The organism is Bacteroides xylanisolvens XB1A (assembly GCF_000210075.1).
Taxonomy (GTDB): Bacteria; Bacteroidota; Bacteroidia; order Bacteroidales; family Bacteroidaceae; genus Bacteroides; species Bacteroides xylanisolvens.
On the sequence record NC_021017.1, the window covers coordinates 2,562,539 to 2,564,035 of the forward strand.

Annotated in this window: 1 protein-coding gene; it reads right to left on the reverse strand. The window is 37.7% G+C overall.

Translation table 11 applies throughout. The features are described from left to right. Positions 1–527: 527 nt before the first annotated feature. The gene (locus BXY_RS10295; RefSeq protein WP_015531840.1) at positions 528–1,367 is read right to left on the reverse strand and encodes a helix-turn-helix domain-containing protein; all 840 of its coding nucleotides are present in this window, start codon (positions 1,365–1,367) and stop codon (positions 528–530) included. Positions 1,368–1,497: the final 130 nt, after the last annotated feature.

A 1,497-nucleotide genomic window follows, 5' to 3' on the forward strand; every position in this document is an offset into this window, starting at 1 on the left:
CTGAATGGCAACCAAACACACCACTTGAAAAATACAGGGAACTGCTTCCTGACAGATGGGAAAAGGCTAATGGATAAAAAGGGAGCATTAGCCTTTTTATTTTAGCAAACTATATAGAATCGCGGAGACGCTTACGTTACCGCTTTCACCTGTCTTATTAAAATATCCCTTGAGCTAAAACAATTATCATTATAGCTAATCCGGATATGCTTATAGCAAATCCGCTTTCAGGTATTAATGAGTGAACTGTGCGGATGTAGTACTTTGGCCGCCAGGTCTTAACACCTTAGTTCTCATGTGTTAATACTTGAGTTGTTGCATCTATATATCCAGCATCTTGGAGCTATATATCCAACACCTTGGATCTATATGTCCAACAGTCGGTATGAATAAACTCAATAGGTGAAACCGGGAAGGTTCAGTTTCGCCTGAATTTCTCCCTTGCTTTCACCCGCTGTTACCTTATTCATCGGCATTTAGAGAATTGGGTGAAACCGGTGAACCGCAGTTATTTTACATAGTTGCATTTATGAAATGTCTTGCCTACGTAAATTACGTGGAGAGGCACCAAAAGATTTCTTGCAGAAATTAGAAAAATGGGGTAAAGATTCAAAACCATATTTATAGCATATCTCCGAAATGCTATATTCAGAGTTGTTCAAGTCGTCCAAAATGCCCTCTTTACGTCTCGCCAGCATCCATTCATAAACAGGTTCATGAAAGACGTTATTGAAGATACGACGGAATGTACTAAGAGTATATCCACCCAATTGTGCCAGTTCTTCCACTGTCTTTACTTTCTTATAGTTTTGAATAATGAAATATTGGAAACTGTTTACATATCTAGAGAGTGGGTGCACCAAGCTCGAAAGATCATAATCGGAATAATAGTATCCCAACACGAACGCTAATTCTTTTCGTTTCAGAGATAGCAAATCCCGACAGACTTTATCTCCTTTCAAATAAGTAATAGACCCATTGAGGAAATATTGCAATTCTGGAATTATTTTTAATGGAGTATAAATAAGTGGAGGAGATACTTCCTTCATGATATGATTGAAACGGAGGTCACAAAACAGTTCGGGCTGAATAAAACGATAATAAATGCACTCACATTCAGTCATAGCAAGCATCTCAAACATAGAACCAATGGCTTGAAGGATAAATTCACCTTCCTTAAGCATTGTCCCCGCATATTCCTTACTATTGACCAGTATTTCTCCCTTCATCAAAAAAAGGATAAGATTTTCTTCACACTTTTGAGCCGGTTTATGAAAACCACGCTGATAAATCACACGAGTAATGGCATTACTCACCGCTTTTGGACATATCTGACAATCCCAGGTTCCTTGACAAATAGATGGCATACGCTGACTGTGTTTGTTTTTGTTTATGCTGCCAGCAAAAATATATGAAATCTTTCATATTGCCATAAAAAAAGAGAGAAAAGTGAAAAAGAGGTTAGGTAAGAGAAAAAAGGTATCCACTACAAAAATG